Origin of the sequence: Yimella sp. NH-Cas1 (assembly GCF_022359705.1) — a bacterium.
GTDB lineage: Bacteria > Actinomycetota > Actinomycetes > Actinomycetales > Dermatophilaceae > Yimella > Yimella lutea.
The window spans coordinates 730,580-748,413 of the sequence record NZ_JAKSGG010000003.1 but is presented as its reverse complement, the minus strand read 5'-3'; the positions used below and the strand labels follow the sequence as shown (position 1 = coordinate 748,413).

14 protein-coding genes and 1 other RNA gene are annotated in these 17,834 nt (G+C 67.2%); 4 read left to right on the top strand and 11 right to left on the bottom strand.

The window, feature by feature from the left end; genetic code table 11:
- The first annotated feature begins 17 nt into the window (after positions 1 to 17).
- On the top strand, positions 18 to 650 hold the full coding sequence (locus MF407_RS03920) for an SIMPL domain-containing protein (RefSeq protein WP_129625745.1): 633 nt from the start codon (positions 18 to 20) through the stop codon (positions 648 to 650).
- A 16-nt stretch (positions 651 to 666) separates the two neighbouring features.
- Here the strand turns inward: MF407_RS03920 and ssrA are convergent.
- The 3 genes from ssrA to MF407_RS03905 all read right to left on the bottom strand — a co-directional run bounded on the left by ssrA (position 667) and on the right by MF407_RS03905 (position 3,503).
- Positions 667 to 1,034, bottom strand: a transfer-messenger RNA (tmRNA) gene (gene ssrA, locus MF407_RS03915).
- Positions 1,035 to 1,170: 136 nt separating this feature from the next.
- Positions 1,171 to 3,042, bottom strand: coding sequence for a DUF2207 domain-containing protein (locus MF407_RS03910; RefSeq protein WP_239701389.1), 1,872 nt, complete (start codon positions 3,040 to 3,042; stop codon positions 1,171 to 1,173).
- Positions 3,043 to 3,098: 56 nt separating this feature from the next.
- Entirely contained in the window at positions 3,099 to 3,503 is a 405-nt protein-coding gene (locus MF407_RS03905; protein WP_129625747.1) for a hypothetical protein, read from the bottom strand.
- Between the two features lie 287 nt (positions 3,504 to 3,790).
- On the opposite strand from MF407_RS03905, the gene MF407_RS03900 reads away from it, so the two are divergent.
- The gene (locus MF407_RS03900; RefSeq protein WP_115922524.1) at positions 3,791 to 4,039 is read left to right on the top strand and encodes a WhiB family transcriptional regulator; all 249 of its coding nucleotides are present in this window, start codon (positions 3,791 to 3,793) and stop codon (positions 4,037 to 4,039) included.
- A gap of 37 nt (positions 4,040 to 4,076) precedes the next feature.
- Here MF407_RS03900 and MF407_RS03895 read toward each other — a convergent pair whose 3' ends face one another.
- Positions 4,077 to 5,555 (bottom strand): histidine kinase N-terminal domain-containing protein, encoded by a 1,479-nt coding sequence (locus tag MF407_RS03895; protein ID WP_141929000.1) that lies wholly within the window; start codon positions 5,553 to 5,555, stop codon positions 4,077 to 4,079.
- An 84-nt stretch (positions 5,556 to 5,639) separates the two neighbouring features.
- A complete protein-coding gene (locus MF407_RS03890) occupies positions 5,640 to 10,358 on the bottom strand; it encodes an NAD-glutamate dehydrogenase (RefSeq protein WP_345770879.1) in 4,719 nt (1,572 codons plus the stop codon).
- 255 nt (positions 10,359 to 10,613) lie between these two features.
- Here MF407_RS03890 and MF407_RS03885 point away from each other — a divergent pair, with 255 nt between their 5' ends.
- Together MF407_RS03885 and MF407_RS03880 are read left to right on the top strand one after the other, a co-directional pair.
- Positions 10,614 to 11,141 carry a hypothetical protein gene (locus MF407_RS03885; RefSeq protein WP_239701387.1) on the top strand — a complete coding sequence of 176 codons (528 nt, stop codon included), beginning with the start codon at positions 10,614 to 10,616 and terminating at the stop codon, positions 11,139 to 11,141.
- Positions 11,138 to 11,638: a DUF2505 domain-containing protein gene (locus MF407_RS03880; protein WP_239701386.1), complete on the top strand. Its 501-nt coding sequence runs from the start codon at positions 11,138 to 11,140 to the stop codon at positions 11,636 to 11,638. Before MF407_RS03885 ends, MF407_RS03880 begins: the two co-directional genes overlap by 4 nt.
- A 185-nt stretch (positions 11,639 to 11,823) precedes the next feature.
- Here the strand turns inward: MF407_RS03880 and pruA are convergent, their stop codons facing one another.
- From pruA to MF407_RS03850, 6 genes are all read right to left on the bottom strand, one after another.
- Positions 11,824 to 13,452 (bottom strand): L-glutamate gamma-semialdehyde dehydrogenase, encoded by a 1,629-nt coding sequence (pruA, locus tag MF407_RS03875; protein WP_239701385.1) that lies wholly within the window; start codon positions 13,450 to 13,452, stop codon positions 11,824 to 11,826.
- 194 nt (positions 13,453 to 13,646) lie between these two features.
- Complete coding sequence (locus MF407_RS03870; RefSeq protein WP_239701384.1) at positions 13,647 to 14,000, bottom strand: nucleotidyltransferase domain-containing protein; 354 nt, start codon at positions 13,998 to 14,000, stop codon at positions 13,647 to 13,649.
- A complete protein-coding gene (locus MF407_RS03865; protein WP_239701383.1) occupies positions 13,997 to 14,422 on the bottom strand; it encodes a hypothetical protein in 426 nt (141 codons plus the stop codon). Before MF407_RS03865 ends, MF407_RS03870 begins: the two co-directional genes overlap by 4 nt.
- 10 nt (positions 14,423 to 14,432) lie before the next feature.
- The gene (locus MF407_RS03860) at positions 14,433 to 15,842 is read right to left on the bottom strand and encodes a wax ester/triacylglycerol synthase family O-acyltransferase (protein ID WP_239701382.1); all 1,410 of its coding nucleotides are present in this window, start codon (positions 15,840 to 15,842) and stop codon (positions 14,433 to 14,435) included.
- A gap of 25 nt (positions 15,843 to 15,867) precedes the next feature.
- A complete protein-coding gene (locus MF407_RS03855; protein WP_239701381.1) occupies positions 15,868 to 17,124 on the bottom strand; it encodes a hypothetical protein in 1,257 nt (418 codons plus the stop codon).
- On the bottom strand, positions 17,124 to 17,834 hold the full coding sequence (locus tag MF407_RS03850; protein WP_239701380.1) for an SAF domain-containing protein: 711 nt from the start codon (positions 17,832 to 17,834) through the stop codon (positions 17,124 to 17,126). Before MF407_RS03850 ends, MF407_RS03855 begins: the two co-directional genes overlap by 1 nt.

The window sequence follows — 17,834 nt, the reverse complement described above, 5'->3', positions numbered from 1 at the left end:
CGTGTCAGGGTGGGTTCATGCGACAGACACAGAGCGGAATCACCGTCATCGGGTCGTCCACCGTGAGCACCGCGGCCGACCGCGTCCGCCTCCGGATCGCAGTCGAGCAGTTCGCGGCCGGTGCCGCCGAAGCACTCACCCGGTCGTCGGAGAACGCCCGGACGTTGCGTGCCGGACTGCGCGGAGCCGGCATCGCCGAGCGGTCCATCCAGACCACCGGACTCTCGGTCGACGTCCAGTGGGGTGAGCGCCAGAAGGTCGTGGGATACGTTGCACGACAACGCTTTTCAGCAGTCGCAGAGAACGTCGAACAGGCCGGAGAGCTGCTCGAGACGCTCGGCGCACAGCTGGGTGACGCGTTCCGTGTGGAGGGCGTCGAGGTGTTCGCGCACGACACGTCGACGGCTGCTGCGGCCGCTCGCGCCGCCGCGTACGACGACGCCGTGGAGCAAGCACGAGCCCTCGCTCAGAGGTCCGGACGAACCCTGGGTGAGGTGCGTTCGGTGACCACTGTGATGCCCGCGGACCGCCCGGAAATATATAAGGGGCAGACCATGGCGATGGCCAAGGCGGGCTCGTTCGCACCCGGCGAGATCGAGGTCGCCGAACAGGTGCAGGTGAGTTGGGGCTGGGCCGACTCCACAGCGTGACGTGCCCATTCGGTGGTGGTGGAGGTGGCGGGAATCGAACCCGCGTCCGCTCACCGCGAGAAGGGACTTCTCCGGGTGCAGTGCGCTGTGGATTTTCTCGGCCCCAGGGCTCGCGCGCACACGTTCCCTGACAGGCCCAGTCGAGTAAGAGTCCCGCGTCGTCCCTCGACATGACGACGCAGCAAGTTCTCTAGCTGACGCCAGACACTGAGGCGAGAACTAACTCAGGCTGACGGACTTCGAGGCTCGCTCAGGCGGCGAGGGCGAAGTCGGTGCGCTTGTTGTTGGCACCTATTGGTTTTGCACGGAGCGTTTACGAGATAACCGTGCCTCCTCGACCCGCTTCTCCCTCGTCGGCGATCAACGTCGAAACCGATCACCCCCGAGTTCGTGTGGTGGCACACCTGAAAGTTCAGGGGTGACACCGGCGAGCACGTCACGCTGTGGAGTTGTAAGGCTTGGCCAGCCTAACGGTGTAACGGCGCCGGACGCGAACCAATTCCCGTCGGGTGTATCGGGATCACCAGCTTCCGGTGCCTCCACCGCCCCCACCGCCGCCGGAGAACCCGCCACCTCCGGAAAAGCCTCCACCACCGAACGCCGATCCACCCGAGGATCCGGGGGTGGACACGAAGGTGCCGGCCGAGACGGTGCCGAAGTCGTCGATCCCGCCGGCGATGCTGCCGAAGTCACCGAAACCGCCGCCCAGCGGGATGTACCACATCGGCATGACCAGCGGCCGGCCCGCGGCTTCGGCCGCTCGCGCCACCTGGGCGAACTTGTCGGCCCACTGCTGGGCGATACCGAAGACGACGGCGTACGGCATGTACCGGCTGAAGATCTGCTCCGCCTCGTCGAACTTGATCTGCTGCGCCTCGGCGGTGACGAGGTACTCGCGGAAACCGAGCGACTGGTCGGTGACCGCCGAGCCGCGAGCGGTACGCGATGCCATCTTGCGGCCCATCAGCATGACGATGACGCCTGCGATCGCCAGCCCGATCGGCAGGCCGATGGCGGCTGCGCTGATGCCCGGGAGCAGGAAGAATCCGAAGAACGCCGCCCCGATGAGGGCCATGCCGCCCATCTGGAAACCGGTGCGAACCGCCTCCGGCGATCGCCGGAACCAGCCGCGCTGCACGACCTCGGTGTACATCTGGCTCTGCGCCTTGGTCAGCGTGGACTTGAAGTGGTTACGCAGTTGCGACAGCAGGACCGGCGAACCCAGTTGGAACAGCCCATAGAGCAAGGTCTCCTCGTACGGCAGCAGTTGTTCGCCGTCCGGCGGGTCGAGAAGGGTGAGCTGCCAGTCGTTCTTGGTGAACAGACCGCCGCGCTCGACCTCCTCCATCCGTAAGAAGCCGCGCACCGCGAGGTCGACCACCGTGGCCGAGACGTCGACGGTGCCGGCTTCTTCATCGATCACCGTGCCCATGAGTCCAGGGCGCACACCGGCCGGCGGCTGGAACTGCACCACCACGGTGCGGCGCCCGCCCCGGACCACCGAGTCGTCCTGGCCGTCCGCCGGTTCGAGCCCGGGCGCAACAGCGGCATAGCGCTCGTCGCGGCCCCGCTTCCAGACGGCCAGACCCATGACCGCCGCAGCCAGGGCCGGCAGACCCACCGCCGCACCGGAACCCACCGCTCGCAGCGTGTCCTGCTGCTGCGGGGTCAGCGACGAGTTTTCAGCGCCGCCCTTGGAATCGTCGACCGTGCCTTGTTCGAGATCGGGTGCGGTGCTGGTGAAAGGCGCCGCAGGGAACGCTGCTCCGATCGTCACCTGCTGAAACGGCTGGAGGGACGAGGCGCTGAACGTGGCCTTCTGCCCGGCGGACGATTCACACTTGTCGGACGTCTTCGTGACTCCGTAGTAACACACCGCGTTCGTGACGGCGGCCGGCCCGGTGACCGAGACCCGCACCTCGTCGGTGGGCACTCCGGTCTGGGATCCTGTTGCGTTCCAATAGAGTTCGACGGTCCCGTCGGGTTGCTTGTTGACGACGGAACCGAGCTTGTACTTCACGATGTAGGTGTGGGTGCCACGGACCGTCTCGTCGGCGGATCCGACCCGGATGACGGTCATCGCACCGAAGTCGGACAGGTCGACATCGTCCGGTGCGCCGGTCGGGCTGCTCACCCGGACGTCGGTCATCGGGTAGACGCGGTACTTGTCGGGCTCGGGGTCGTAGCCCTGCGAGGTGATGATCGATCGCTTGATGCCATGCGACTGGTCGCCGGCGAACTGGTACCTGATCGTCTCTGTCACCTCGGCCGAGCCATTCGGCTGCACGTCGTAGTCGGCGGTGAACGACAGGATTCGCTCCCCGCCTGCAGCGCTCGCGCTCGAGACGGGCAGGAACACGACCGCTGCCGACCAGAGGAGTACGGCCAACACGGCCCAGAACCTTCGCATGACTGAACCCTACGAGGCGGGCGCCTGGATCCGGTGGATCAGTCCTGGCCGTCGCGCGCGGCGACTTCGTGCGGGCGCGCAAGAACGGTGGCGACGAAGGTGAGGACGGCGACGGCGATGATCAGCCATCCGGCCCATGGAGCCCCGCCGTCACCGACCGTGAAGCCGATCGGCAGGAGCAGCGCGTTCCACAATAGGGTCGGCGTGCGCGCCGCGGACCGTCCCGCGTTCAGTAGCCAGGCGAGGGCGGCGACACATCCGGCGAGCACCACCAGCGTTGCAGCGAACGACCACGAACGCGCTGAGCCGCCGTCGAACCCCGACCAGATTCCCACCCCGAACAGAGCCACTGCCTGCACGACCATGAGGGCGGCGGCCACCCGCCATGGGGTGGTCACTCCCGGGGTCGCCTCGCGCAGCGGTGAAGATGTCTGATCGGACACACGGCATCCTTCCTCCGGGGCACGGACAGAACAGGTGAAACGCTGAAAAGCGCGAGTTACGGGGCAGGTCGAGGGCGTGGTGTGACCAAGGACTCACCTTCGAAAGGAAAAGATTCGGTCAAACCCCTTGTGCAACACAGCCAGCATCTGTGAGCCTAGACAGTCGGCACGCCCAACCACAGCGTAGCCACTCGAAACGAACCGACGAACGATGGGTGCCCCGTCGGTTTCACGCGCACGACGCATGGCCCGGCACCGGGAACATCTACTCAAGGAGCAGGACGACTATGGATTGGCGCGACCGCGCTGCATGCCTGGAAGAGGACCCGGAGCTTTTCTTCCCCATCGGGAACACGGGCCCTGCCTTGCAGCAGATCGAGGACGCCAAGGCTGTCTGTCGACGCTGCGAGGTCATCGACACTTGTCTGAAGTGGGCCATCGAGAGCGGGCAGGACGCCGGCGTCTGGGGTGGACTGTCGGAGGACGAACGACGCGCCATGAAGCGGCGCAATGCACGCGCCCGCCGTGCCGGTTGAACGTACCGGCTGAACGCGCAGGCTGAGTCCGCCGAAGTCAACGCTCCACCGGGATATCCCGCAGCACCGCCGTGAACTTCACGGCGGTGCCGTTTTCTGTCCGTTCCCAGTCGATGTCGCCGCTCAGGTCGGCGACCAGCGACCGGACGATCTGCACCCCGAGTCCGCCGCTGCCCGGCGCGAAATCGTCCGGTAACCCGGCACCGTCGTCGGCCACCTCCACCCGCAACAGGTCGCCGTCACGAGTCTGCTTCCGACGCACTGTCACCTGCACGTGACCGTCCTGCTGCGCGAGGCCGTGCTCGACGGCGTTCTGGACGAGTTCGGCGAGCACCATCGCGATCGAGGTCGCGTCCTCGGAACACAGCGTCCCGAAGCTGCCGTCGATCGCGCCGCTGACCCGCATGCCCGAGCGGTTGCCCAGGTCGAGGGCTGCCTGCACTCCGCGCTGCGCCACCTCGTCGAAATCCAGGTGGTCGTCCAGCCGGGACGAGAGCGTCTCGTGCACCGAGGCGATCGTCGCCACCCGACGGACCGCGTCGTCCAAGGCTGCGCGGCCGGCCGGATCGTCGACCCGCCGTGCCTGGAGTCGAAGCACAGCGGCGACGGTCTGCAGATTGTTCTTCACCCGGTGATGGATCTCGCGGATCGTGACGTCCTTGGTGGCGAGTTCACGCTCACGACGACGCAGCTCACTCACATCGCGCACAAGAAGCACGGCACCGATGCGACGACCGTTCTCCTGCAACGGAATGGAACGAACCATCACGCTCGCCGACCGGGTGCGTACCTCACCGCGGTGCGCGACGCGTCCGCGCAGCACCTGGGTGAGGTCCTCGTCGGCCGGTGAACGCGCGGGCAGCAGGTCGTAGACGGCCGAGGCCAGCGGCATCCCGATGACATCGGCTTCGTACCCGAGGCGGTGCACCGCAGACACCGCATTCGGGCTGGCGTAGGTGACCAGGCCGTCGACGTCCAGGCGCAGCACCCCGTCGCCCACCCGCGGGGTGCCGCGCCGGACGTGGGTGGCCGGCTCGTGTTGCGGAAAGGTACCGGCAGCGATCATCCGGGCGAGCGCGTCGGCGGTCGCCAGGTAGGTGACCTCGAGTCGGCTCGGCGTGCGCATCGAGGCGAGATTGGTGTGCCGGGTGAGCACCGCGACCACACGTCCGTCGCGGACAACCGGGATCGCCTCCTCGCGGATCGGCATGTCGTCGCGCCAGACGGTCTGGCCGGCTCGGACGATCTCCTGCTGATCCCGTGCGGCCTGGACCATCCGGGCTCGAGGCACCGCCACCGGCTGACCGACGAGGTCCTCGGTGAAGACGCCGACGCCGGTGGTCGGACGGGCATGCGCCGCGGCGAACCACTCCCCCGCCTGCGACTGCACCCAGAGGACCAGATCGGCGAACGACAGGTCTGCGATCAGCTGCCAGTCACCGACGAGACGGTGCAGCCAGTCCGAATCGGCCGCGGTCACCTCGTGCCGGCTCAGCACGTCGCTCAATGTGGGCACGGCGGGAGCCTATGCGGTGGATGACCCCGGTACGGCCGAGCCCCGGGACGCGACGGCGTTCCCGGGCCCGGTGACGTGATCGGCTCAGCTGGCGGTGCCGCTACGGATCGCCCCGCGCAGCGTCCGCAGCGCTACCGACAATGGGGCGAGCCCCGGGTGCGGCAGCGTCTTGATCGCGTCCAGCGAGGCGAGGGCCCTACCGACCGAGTCGGGGTTCTGCTCCAGCCAGCTCGCGACACGGTCGGCCGGAGCCGCCGAGTCCGGCGTGCCGGCCAGGACAGCCGCGGTGAACGACTCCAGCACCAGGTACAGGTCGTCGCGGATCGCGCCACGAGCCAAGGAGTCCCAGCGGTCCTCGCGCGGCAGTGCCGAGACCGCACCGAGCATGGTGTCGATCCCTACCCGCTCGGACACCGCAAAGTACGCACCGGCAACCGTCTCGATGTCGTGGTCGCTGTTGACCGCGAGTTCGGTGATGTCGAGCATCGAGAACAGGTCGAGCAGCGCGGCAGCACGGCCGGCCAGTTCGTCCGGAATGCCCTGGTCCACCAACGACGCCTTGTTGGTCTCCCACCGCTTGCGCTCGGTACCGCGCAACAGATCGGGCACCTTCGGCGCGAGCGCGGTCACGTCGGCCGAGAACCGGTCGATCTCGCTGCCGACATCGAGCGCCGTCGGCCGGTTGTTGAGCAACCAGCGAACCGCACGGTCGAGCAACCGGCGGAACTCCAGGTACAGCGTCGTCTGGGCATCGGTCGAGGCGATGTTGTCCAGCGCCTCCACCTGGGCCACGAAGCCGGTCAGGTCGAAGACCTCGCGGGCCACGACGTACGCCCGAGCGATCTGTGGGGCCGAGGCCTGCGTCTCCTCCATCACCCGGAACGCGAACGTGATGCCGCCCCGGTTGATCATCGAGTTGACGACGGAGTTGATGACGATCTCGCGACGTAGCGGGTGCTGCGCGATAGCGTCCCCGAAGCTGTCGCGGACCCGCTGCGGGAAGTACTCGCGGAGGGTCCGGGTGAACCACGGGTCGTCGGTGAGGTCGCTGCCGGTGAGGTCGTTCTTCAGCGCGAGCTTGGCGTAGGCGACCAGCACCGAGAACTCCGGCGAGGTCAAACCACCCTCGTCCTCGAGACGGCGCTCGATCTCCTCATCGCTCGGCAGGAACTCCAGGCCGCGGTCGAGTTCCTTGCGTGCCTCGAGCCACTTGATCAGACGCTGGTGGACGGTGACCATCACACCGGTCTGGGCGCGCGCGTTGCCGAGCAGAGTGTTCTGCTCGTAGTTGTCACGCAGCACCTGGTGAGCGACCTCGTCGGTCATCGAGGACAGGATCTCGTTGCGCTCCTCGAGATCGAACTGACCACGCTTGACCAGGTCGGTCAGCAGGATCTTGATGTTGACCTCGTGGTCGGAGGTGTCGACGCCGGCGGAGTTGTCGATCGCGTCGGTATTCACGCGGACGCCGTTTCGCGCGGCCTCGATGCGTCCGAGCTGGCTGGCGCCGAGGTTGCCGCCCTCACCGATGACCTTGACGCGCATCTGCTTTCCGTCGACCCGGATCGTGTCGTTCGCACGGTCGCCGATCCTGGAGTTCGACTCGGTACTCGCCTTGATGTACGTGCCGATGCCGCCGTTCCAGAACAGGTCGACGGGCGCCTTGAGGATGGCGTTCATCAGGTCGGACGGCGCCATCTCGGTGATGCCCTCGTCGATGCCGAGGCGCTCGCGCACCTCGTCGGTCAGCGGGATCGACTTGGCCGTTCGCGGGTACACCCCTCCACCCGCGCTGATCAGCGAGCTGTCGTAGTCCTCCCACGACGAACGCGCCAGGTCGAACAACCGACGGCGCTCGGCGTACGAGGTCGCAGCGTCCGGGTCGGGGTCGAGGAAGATGTGCCGGTGGTCGAACGCGGCCACCAACCGGATGTGCTCCGACAGGAGCATGCCGTTGCCGAACACGTCGCCGCTCATGTCGCCGACGCCGACGACCGTGAAGTCCTGCGTCTGCGTGTCGTGGCCCATCTCGCGGAAATGCCGCTTGACCGACTCCCACGCGCCTCGGGCGGTGATGCCCATGCCTTTGTGGTCGTAGCCCGCCGAGCCACCGGACGCGAACGCGTCGTCCAGCCAGAACCCACGCTCGTGCGCGACGCCGTTGGCGATGTCGGAGAAGGATGCGGTGCCCTTGTCGGCCGCGACCACGAGGTAGGTGTCATCCGGGTCGTGACGGACGATGTCCTGCGGGGGCACGACCTCACCGTCGAGGAGGTTGTCGGTCAGATCGAGCAGCCCGCCGATGAACAGTTTGTAGGACTCGATGCCCTCGGCCATCCACGCATCGCGGTCGCTCGGGCTCGGCAACTGCTTGGCGTAGAAGCCGCCCTTGGAACCGGTCGGGACGATGACCGCGTTCTTGACCATCTGCGCCTTGACCAGCCCGAGCACCTCGGTGCGGAAGTCCTCGCGCCGGTCGCTCCAGCGCAGACCGCCACGGGCGACCTTGCCGAAGCGCAGGTGCACGCCTTCGACGCGCGGACTGTAGACCCAGATCTCGAACATCGGCCGCGGGTGCGGCATGCCGGGTACCGACGCACAGTCGATCTTGAAGCTGATCACCGGACGGTGTCCGCCGTCCTGGAAGGCGTTGGTGCGCAGGATCGCCATGATCGCTCCGCGGAAGGAACGCAGGATGCGGTCCTGGTCGAGGCTGGCGACCTGGGTGAGCCCGGCGTCGATGCGCTCGTTCACCTCGGCCTGAGCGGCTTCACGGTCCTGCTCGGCGGTCGGGTCGAACCGGGCGTCGAACAACGCGATGAGATCGCGGGTGAGTTCGACGTTGGTGACCAACGCCTGCTCGACGTACTCCTGGCTGAACGGCAGGCCGACCTGGCGCATGTAACGGGCGATCGCACGAAGCACCGTCACCTGCCGGGCGGTCAAACCACCTCGCAACACAAGCGCATTGAGCCCGTCGGACTCGCTGTGCTTGTTCCACACCGCCGCGAACGCGTCCTGGAAGCGCTCGCGCACCTGAGCGAGTTCGGCATCGGTGCCCCACACGTCCGCGTCATCGGCGCGTAGGCCGAAGTCGTAGATGTGGATGAGTTCGCCGTCGGCTCGGTTCATCGAGTACGGACGCTCGTCGGTGACCCGGACGCCGAGATCGGTGAAGATCGGCATGACGTCCGACAGCAGCACCCCGTTGCGGCGGAACAGCTTGAACCGGCGCTCCCGCGCGTCACCGGAAGGATCGCGGTAGAGCGTCAGACTGGTGTCGTCGCCGTCCTTCAGCGACTCGATGTGGCGCAGGTCGGCGACGCCCTGACGCGGACCGAAGTCCTCCTTGTACGCCTCGGGAAAAGCGTTGGCGTACAACGACATCACCCGCGCGGACGCGTCCTCACCGTCTTCGTCGCGGGCATGCATTCCGAGCTGCTCGGACCACGTCTGGGTGGAGCGCAGCAGTTCCTCGCGCAGTGCCTCGTCATCGACCTGCGGCACACCGGTGCCGGGTTCGACACGGACGACGAAATGGATGCGTGCCATCTCGGCGTCGGTCACGTGGGTCGTGTAGTCGATCGCCGTGGCGTCGAAGGTGCGCTTGAGGATGTTCGACATCGCCAGCCGTACACGGGTGTTGTAGCGGTCGCGCGGGATGTAGACGACGACGCTGGCGAATCGGCCGAACTCGTCGTCGCGGCGCAGCACCGCCGGGGTGCGTCGCTCGTGGACGCGCATGACCTGGCTCGCGATGGACTTCAGTTCCTCGGTGCGGATCTGGAACAACTCGTCACGCGGGTAGGTCTCCAGCACCTGCATGAGGTCCTTGCCGGAGTGGCTGTCGGGGGCGTACCCGGAGTTGGCCACGACCGCAGCCACCCGCTCGCGCAGGATCGGCACGCGACGCACCGACTCGACATAGGCGCTGGAGGAGAACAGCCCGAGAAAGCGGCGCTCACCGATGACATTGCCGGCAGCGTCGAAGGTGCGCAGGCCGCTGTAGTCGAGGTAGACGGGCCGGTGCACCGTGGAGCGGGAGTTCGCCTTGGTGACCGTCAACAGGTGCGGGTCGCGGGCAGTGCGTCGCGCGTGCGGGGTGAGGCGCGAGAACGCCTCGGACGCCGGGGCGTCGTAGCGCAACAGACCGAGGCCGCTACCGGCGACGCCGCGCAGGACGTCCTCGCCGTCGACCTCGTCCAAAACGTACTCGCGGTAACCGAGGAAGGTGAAGTGTTCGTCGGCGAGCCACCGCAGGAAACCTTGGGTGCGCTCCACGATGTCCTTGCCGACCGAACTCGGCGGGTCGGCCTCCAGGTCGCGGATGATGACATCGCACTGTGCGCGCATGCGTTCCCAGTCGGTGACGGCGTCGCGGACGTCGTCGAGCACCTCGTGGAGAACAGCGATCAGGTCGGCGTCGCCGGACTCGTCGGCGGCCAGATCGATCTGCAGGTTCATCCACGACTCGGCGATGGGATCGGCCGCGCCCGAACGGTGCTGGGGCTGGTCATCGGTGTCGAGGATCTCGCGCAGTTCGCCGTAGGCGTCCCGCTCCACCCAGAGCTGCGGGTGGATCAGCAGGTGGACGCGGCGACCCAGACGAGCGAGCGCCGCGGTGACCGAATCGACCAGGAACGGCATGTCGTCGGTGACGATCTGCAGGACCGCGTACGACGAGCTCCAGCCGTCGGCGTCCTTGTTGGGGTGCAACACCTGGATGTTGGCTCGACCCGGCGGACGCTGCTTGGCCAGTTGCTGATGCGCGTGCAGGAAGCCGTGAAGATTCGCCGATCCCAGGGCGTTGATGTCCTCGTCGGCGACGTGCCGGAAGTAACGCTCCGTGAGCGGGTCGGTGCACCCCCGTCGCCGCAGTCGTGCGAAGCGCTCTCGCGCAGGACTTCCTGCCGGTGGTGACCGGACAAGTCAGCAGACAAAGCCAACAAACCTCATGGGTGCGTAGCGTGACGGCGCACGTCGTTGTGTGCCGCCCGTCGACTGTATCGCCCCTGTGAAGTACGCCACAGTCGGGTTGGGCGGGTTAGCCTGGCCCGCATGCCTTCCTCGACCCAGGTCCGCGACGACGCCCTTCGCAGACTCGCGGCGACGGTTCCACAGCTGTTGTCGGTGCGGGTCGAGACCGCCACCGACACAGCCACGGCGACGATCGGGCAGGCCATCGAACATGTCGCCGAAGCGCTACTGGCGTGGCACGACTGGCTGGTCGGCGGGTCGGCCGTGCAACTGCGTCTGAGTGACGGCTTGGCACCCACCGGACCCTTCCGTCCGCGCGCAGGTTCGAGTGTCGATCCGGCCGCGCTGGCGTCGGCCGCGTACGACCTGCGCCGTTGTGCCGCAACGCTGCAGACTGTCGTGGACGAGGTACCCGGCGAGGCGTCGCGCGCCACCGGACAGGAGTTGACCGATGTGCTGCGCGGGCTCGCCGAGGTGCTGCAGGATCACGTGGAGCAGGTACGCGAACTGCTGCCGGGGGGTGGTGGAGCAGCCGACACCCGACAGGCGCGACTGAGTGTCGCCGAACGCGTCCTGCACCGCAGGGTGCTCGATACGCTGCGCGCATGAAGATCAAGCGTTCCTGGACCTACCCCGCCCCCGTGGCCGACGTGTACGCGATGGTGACCGACGAGGCCTATCAGCGACGCAAATCGGCGGCGACCAGCACCGACGGCGGCACGGTCGAACTCGCCCAGACCGCCGACGGAGGACACCTCATCACCGTTGCCCGGGTGCTGCCCACCGATGCGTTTCCCGAGAACATCAGGGCGATGGTCGGCAACACCATCACGGTGGTCGAGACCCAGACCTGGGGTCTCGCCGGCGACGACGGTTCGCGGGTCGCCGACCTGGCGGTCGACGTGAAGGGCACGCCGGCGTCGATGAAGGGCACGGTGACGTTGACCCCGGTGTCGGACACACAGACCCGACTGGACGTCGACGGAGACCTCAAGGGCGGCATCCCGATCATCGGCGGCAAGATTGAAAAAGCCGCCGCGCCGTCCTTCATCCACGCACTAGAGCAGGAAGAACGCATCGGCACCGAATACCTCGCCGGCAACTGAGCGTAGACAGATCGGTCTGGGAATCACGTTGGTTCCCAGACCGACTCGCGTTGTTGTCAATTGGAGTTGAGCACCACGCTGGCTTCGGTGGTGTTCACCCGGAAGGCGAAAGTCCCCTGCAGGTGCAGTGATCGGGTGTGCCCGCCGAACCTCCGGGCCCAGGACTGCGCATGTTGTGCTGCAGGTCAGCCCATATGCGGGTACTCGTAGGAGGTCGGCGCCACGAACGTCTCCTTGATGGAGCGCGGGCTCGTCCAGCGCATCAGGTTCGCGGGTGAGCCGGCCTTGTCGTTGGTGCCCGATGCACGGCCCCCGCCGAACGGCTGCTGGCCGACGACGGCGCCGGTCGGCTTGTCGTTGATGTAGAAGTTGCCAGCAGCGAACCGCAGACGGCGGGTGGCGTCCGCGATCACCACCCGGTCGGTGGCGATGATCGAACCGGTGAGCGCGTACGGCGCGACCGACTCCATCTGGTCGAGCACCATGTCGAACTGGCGGTCGGGGTAGACGTGCACCGCGAGGATCGGACCGAAGTACTCGGTGGAGAACATCTCGTTGTCGGCGTCGCCGATCTCCAGCACGGTCGGGCGCACGAAGTAGCCGACCGAGTCGTCGTAGGTGCCGCCGGCCAGCACCTTGATGTCCTTGTGCGCATGTGCCATGTCGATGGCGTCCTTGTGCTTGGCGAACGCACGCTCGTCGATGACCGCACCCATGAAGTTGGAGAAGCCGGTGACATCGCCCTGGGTGAGCGAGTCGGTGATCGAGACGAGGTCGGCCTTGATCTTCTTCCACAGGCTCGCCGGCACGTACGCGCGGCTGGCGGCCGAGCACTTCTGGCCCTGGTACTCGAAAGCGCCACGGATCATCGCGGTCCGCAACACGTCCGGGTCGGCGGACGGGTGGGCCAAAATGAAGTCCTTGCCGCCGGTCTCCCCCACCAGGCGCGGGTAGGTGCGGTAGTCGGACAGGTTGGCACCGACCTGGCTCCACAGGTGCTGGAAGGTCGGCGTGGATCCGGTGAAGTGGATACCTGCGAGGTCGCGGTCGGCCAGTGCGACCTTGCTCAGGTTGAGTCCGTCGCCGGTGACCAGGTTGATCACACCCGGGGGCATGCCGGCCTCTTCGAGCAGTTCCATCGTCAGCTGCGCGGCGCGGTTCTGCGTCGGGCTCGGCTTCCAGACGACCGTGTTGCCCATCAACGCAGGAGCGGTCGGCAGGTTGCCGGCGATCGCGGTGAAGTTGAACGGCGTGATCGCGTAGACGAAGCCCTCGAGCGGACGATGGTCGGTGCGGTTCCACACGCCGCGCGCGTTGGCCGGCGGCTGCTCGGCGAGGATCTGTCGGGCGAAGTGGACGTTGAAACGCCAGAAGTCGATCAGTTCGCAGGCGGCGTCGATCTCGGCCTGGTAGCAGGTCTTGCTCTGCCCCAGCATGGTCGCTGCATTCATGCGGGAGCGGTACGGGCCGGCCAGCAGGTCGGCAGCCTTGAGCAGGATCGCTGCGCGGTCGTCGAAGCTCAGCTCCCGCCAACCCGGAGCGGCGTCCTTGGCCGCCTGCACCGCCGCCTCCGCGTCGGCCACGGTCGCGTTCTTGAGGGTGCCGAGCACCTTCTTGTGGGCGTGCGGCTGACGGACGGCAATCGCCTTGCCACCGCCCATGATTCGCCTGCCACCGATGGTGTGGGGCAGCTCGACCTGCTCGCCGCCGATCTGCACGAGGGCGAGTTCGAGCGAGGCGCGCTCCGGACTTCCGGGTGCGTAATCGAGGACCGGCTCGTTGACCGGTGCGGGCGGAGTGGTCACTGCGTCCATGAAGGGTGGCTCCTGTCGTGCTCGGAAGTGTCCGGCAAAGACGCGGACGTTCGTCCGGCCATCGTCTCAGACGCTCGGCGACCGCAGTCTTTCGACGTCGAACTGTCCGGTTACTCGTGAACGCCATGGCCCGGATAAGTCGGCCTGCTCGATCACCAGCGTCCATACCCCTCGCAGACCGGGCAACGAACTCGTCAAGCACCAGCCCTTTCCCGCGTGTCCCGATCGATCAGGACGACCGATTCGCCCACCAGCCGCTGCATCGTCGGCTGCCTACGATCCTGGTCCGCGGCCCGGTAGAACGCCAACGACGATTCGGTATGGACGAACAGTTCGACCGGAACGCCGTCGACTCGCAGCGACTCCCGCATCGGTGCAGGTGGTCCGTCCAGCAGCACGGTGATGTCCAGGTCCGACAGGACGGTGGCCGTTCCCCGGACTACGCTCCCGCCGAGCCAGGCCGCGACTGGGGAGGAGAACCGTTGTGCCACAACCTGCGTCGCGAGACGGACAGATTCGTCCGGGGCGAGCGGGAAGGGTTCGGTCACTGGTGGTCGATCACGTCGAGAAGCAGTCCCAACTCCGTGGCGTCGAACCAGGACAGTTCGATGTCCTGGTCCGGATGCTCGGCGGCCGCGTCGCCATCGATCAGGTGAAAGCTGGCAAACCGCTTGAGCGGCAACGGTCCACAGGCGACCACCTTCGCGTCGGCATTACCGTCCGTCACCGAGCCTTCGGCGACGTCAGCAGCGGCGACGACCTGCGCCCCTAGCGCGATCGCGGCCAGCGCGGCGTCCTGGCTCGCGGCGTACTCGTGCACCTCGTCGTCGTCGACACCAGGGCGTCCGGCGCGAGCTGCGTCCGTCACCGCGAATGCGTCGAATCGCTCGTCGGTGAGTTCACGTCCGTCGCGCAGCGCGAGGAGTTGCTCGGTGGTCAGCGGAAGGTAGATCCGGCGCATGGTGGTCACGGGTGCCTCCTCAGCTCTCGGACACGAGTTCGGCAAGTGCTTCCTCGACACATTGGCCGAGCATCTCGACGTCAGGCATCGAGTCGCGGTCTGCGGTGAGGCCGAAGAACACCTTGCCGTTGTACGACGTGAGACCGATGGCGAGCGCCTGACCTTTGGCGATCGGGATCACCGGATAGGAACCGATCATCTCGGCGTCCGCGGCGTACAGCTCGTGCTGCGGCCCGGGGACGTTGGTGATGACCAGGTTGAACATCCGGCGGGACATCACACCACCGAGGCGAGCCCCGAGAGAGTGCAGGGTGGGCGGCGCGAACCCGGACAGGCCCGACAGCGACCGCGCTCCGACGGCGGTGCGCGAATCAACCTGCTGTTGCATCGCGTACGCGACCTGGTGCAGTCGCATCCGTGCATTCGGCTCCCCGACGGGGAGGTCGATGAAGCATGCGGTCACCTGGTCCTGGTCCGGGTCGTCGTCGACGGAGTGCGTGCTCACCGGCACCATTGCGCGGATCGTCGCACCGCTGTCGACTGCCTGCCCACGCGACATCAGCCACGCCCGCAGACCGCCCGCGACCGCAGCAAGCACGACGTCATGGACGGTGACGTGCTCATTGGAGCTGTCGGCCGTGATGCGGGTACGCACCTTCTGGTAATCGGCGAGCTTGCTTTCCAGCATCACATACCGCCGATACCCGCTGACCTGCGCATTGAGCGGGCTGCTCGGCGCCCGCATCGCGGTGCTCCGGGCCAGCACACCCAACAGATCGGTTGCCGTGCCCGCGACTCGCCGACCCAGAGTGTGAACGTTGGTCAGTACCTCGACTCCCTCGCGGATCACTCGCCCCGGGCTGCGCAGCATCGAGAAGATGCTGTCGGCGACGAGTTCGATCGCCGACGGCTCCGGACGCGCCCGCCAGGTGTGCGGGATCTGGTCCTCGCGGCCCGCGTCGGAGTCGACGATCACCTGGCCGATGTCGATCGCGTTCACACCGTCGACGAGTGCCTGGTGGGTCTTGGTGACGATCGCGAAGCGTCCGCGCTCAAGCCCTTCGACGAGGTACAGCTCCCACAGCGGACGATCCCGATCCAGCGCGCGCGACTGGATACGTCCGACGAACTCCTCCAACTGGGCGGTGTTGCCCGGTTTCGGCAGCGCGGAGCGACGTACGTGATACGTGATGTCGAAGTCCCGGTCGTCGACCCAGACCGGGTTGCTGATGCGTCCGGGGGTGTGCCGAACCCGCTGGCGGTACCGCGGCACGTAAGCGATGCGGTTGCTGACAAGGTCGATGATGTTGTCGTACTCGAACCCCTCCGCCGGCGGGTCGAACACCATCACCGAACCGACGTGCATAGGCGTGGTGGCGTCCTCCAGGTACAGGAAGGACGCGTCGAGTGAGGTCAGTCGATCAGCCACGCGGCTATGTTCTCATCCCTGGTGGTCAGCCCGCTCGCTTACGCAGACCTCTTCCCCGGCGCGCGGGACGGCCCTGCGCCAGACCCAACCGTTCGTGCGCGAGTGCGCGGATCGCTGCTGCCGCCGGCGACGACGGGGCGGTTTCGGCAAGTGCCCTGCCAGCGAGCAGCGCAGCGTCCAACGCGTCGCGGTCGTCCGGGATCAACACCGGTTCGACGCCGGCGAACCGCTGCAGCGCGTGCTCGATCTCCTGACGTGGGTTACGACCGGCGGCCGATGCGCGAACCTTGGTGACCACCACCGTCGACCGAGCGACGGTGAGTTCCTTGACCTCGTCGATCGCGCGCACGAGCCTGCCGATTCCGATCGGGTCACCGGCAGCCACGACCAACACCTCGTCCGCGTTGTCGAGCACTGCACGAGTGGCCATGTTCCGTTGCGGCGCAACGGTGTCGAAGCTCAACTCCTCGTCCAGATCGGTCGGTGCCGCAATGTCGACGATGGTCCATCGATGCATCCGTTTCGAGGTTTCCAGTACCGATTGCAGTGCAGCAGAACGAACTTCCGGCCAACGGTCCGGGCGCGGCAGGCCGGTCAGGATGCGCAACCTCTCCCCCACCATCGGCGCCAGCCCGGCGAGCGAGACGGTGTCGAGGCGTCCGGCTTCAGCCAGCCGTGTCGCAGCGGCGACGCCCGGTGCTTCATCCAGCACGCCGAACAGTTGGGCCTGGCACGCACCATAGGTGTCGGCGTCGATCAGCATCGTGGGTTCTCCGGCAGACGCGAACTCGACGGCGAGGTTGGCTGCGAGGACCGAACGTCCGGGTGCGCCCCCGGTGCCCCAGACCGCGATGACCTTGCCGTCCTCGTCCTGCTCGTTGGGTGCCGGAGAACCGGCATCCTCCTCGGGCAGGGCTGCCACACGCGGTACGTCGGTCGTCGCCGCCGCGTGCACCTGCTCGAGGAGTTCGTCCTGGGCAGCTCGATCACCGATCAGCCAGCTGACACCCCACTCACGCAGTGTGCGCTCCTGCGACTCGTCGGCGAACACGCCGATGACACGTACGCCCTGGTCGCGTAGTTCGCGTACGGACGACAGATCGAGACCGGGCAGGTCCGCCGAGACCAGCGCCACCTCCGCACGACCGGCGGCAGCGACGGCGAGCACCTCAGCGAGATCAGCACAGCGTCGGACCAGATCCACCCCGTTCGCCGCGCCGAGCACCGCAGCGATCTCCGCCTCGGCGTGCGCACTGACCCCGGTGATGACCGCGATCGCCATCAGTTGCCCTTCATCGGTGAACCCGCGGCGGGGATCAGCGTGACCTTCGCACCACCGTTCACCGATTCGATGATCGTGGCAACCTTCCCATCGGGCACCAGGACGTAGACCTGGTCCCCGCCGGACGACACTCCGAGGCCCGATCCTGACATGGGCACACGATGCACGGTCGCCCGTTGTACCTCTTTGGTCGGACGCTGGAAGTCGTTGGTACCGGTCGAACCCGGCGTGCGTCGCGCGACCCACACGTCGACGACCGAGCCGCGCACCAGTGCGGCCGCCTGCGAGCCGGCGACCGGCAGACCGATGCTCTTCGCGTTCACCTCGCCGGCCGACCCGATGGCGCTCGTCGGCACCAGTTCCCCTTCGCGGACCTCCCGCAGCACGGTGCCTGTCGGCTTCTTGCCGGTGCCGAAGTAACCTTCTCGCCCGTTGTCGATCCGCACCTTGACCACCTCGAGATCGGATGCCGTCACGGAGTCGCCCGGCAGGAGCGTCCGCTTCGCACGGAGCACCTCGACGGACGAGTCGAACTGCTTGAGGGTCAGCGCGCCCGCGAGCATCGCCAGGATCACCAGCAGCACCCCGGCGATGAGGCGACCGTCCTTCCACGACGGTTTCTGCAGGCGTTGGGCCGGACGCCCGTCGGCAGCCGACTGCGACGTCGCGCGAGGCGTCGTGCGAGACGTCGTGGTGTGGGTGTCGCCCAT

Excerpts from the sequence above, each read along its gene's own strand:
- MF407_RS03885 (WP_239701387.1), top strand. The coding sequence starts at position 10,614 with ATGCCTTCCTCGACCCAGGTCCGCGACGACGCCCTTCGCAGACTCGCG.
- MF407_RS03850 (WP_239701380.1), bottom strand. The coding sequence starts at position 17,834 with ATGGGCGACACCCACACCACGACGTCTCGCACGACGCCTCGCGCGACG.
- MF407_RS03900 (WP_115922524.1), top strand. The coding sequence starts at position 3,791 with ATGGATTGGCGCGACCGCGCTGCATGCCTGGAAGAGGACCCGGAGCTT.
- pruA (WP_239701385.1), bottom strand. The coding sequence starts at position 13,452 with ATGGACGCAGTGACCACTCCGCCCGCACCGGTCAACGAGCCGGTCCTC.
- MF407_RS03920 (WP_129625745.1), top strand. The coding sequence starts at position 18 with ATGCGACAGACACAGAGCGGAATCACCGTCATCGGGTCGTCCACCGTG.
- MF407_RS03855 (WP_239701381.1), bottom strand. The coding sequence starts at position 17,124 with ATGGCGATCGCGGTCATCACCGGGGTCAGTGCGCACGCCGAGGCGGAG.
- MF407_RS03880 (WP_239701386.1), top strand. The coding sequence starts at position 11,138 with ATGAAGATCAAGCGTTCCTGGACCTACCCCGCCCCCGTGGCCGACGTG.